Source organism: Streptomyces sp. SID12501 (assembly GCF_010550245.1).
Taxonomy (GTDB): Bacteria; Actinomycetota; Actinomycetes; order Streptomycetales; family Streptomycetaceae; genus Streptomyces.
In genome coordinates this window covers 1-467 of the sequence record NZ_JAAGLU010000535.1, presented here as the reverse complement: position 1 = coordinate 467, position 467 = coordinate 1, and the positions used below count along the sequence as shown (strand labels likewise).

General features: G+C 67.2%; 1 pseudogene. It reads right to left on the bottom strand.

Features of this window, described 5'->3' with window-relative positions:
• Nucleotides 1-311 (bottom strand): annotated as a pseudogene (locus G3I71_RS47155) (PDZ/DHR/GLGF domain-containing protein); the annotation flags it as partial.
• Between the last annotated feature and the right edge of the window lie 156 nt (nt 312-467).

The following is a 467-nucleotide window of genomic DNA, read 5'->3' as shown; positions in this document are numbered from 1 at the left end:
CCGTTCGGGTAGAGGTTCTCGTGGGGTACGACGATGTTGTCGCCGGCCGCCCAGCCGTACACCGCTTCCAGCAGGTTCATGTCGTAATCGGCGCCGGTGACGCGGACCGTGGTCATGTTGAGGTGACCGGTGGTCGGGTACGTCTTGTGCCCCGAGATGCTCAGGACCGGCTCGCCGTGCGAGTCGCCGAGCGTGTTCACCGTGGGGCCCGGGCTCATCTCGGAGTACGGGACCTTGATGAACACCCCGACGCAGAGCAACACGAACAGCATGAGGGTGGAGGCGAGCATCGTCGCGGTGCGGCGTGGCATGAATCGACAGTACGGGACGGCCTCGGAGGGCGGCCCCTGGGGCCGGTCCGTACGGGGGCCGGGCGCCGAACTCTCAGCGGATTCTCAGCTGGACCACCGGGACGCTCAGACGGCGTCGGAACCGGAGTGCGCCTTTTCCTTCGTCGGGGCCTGATC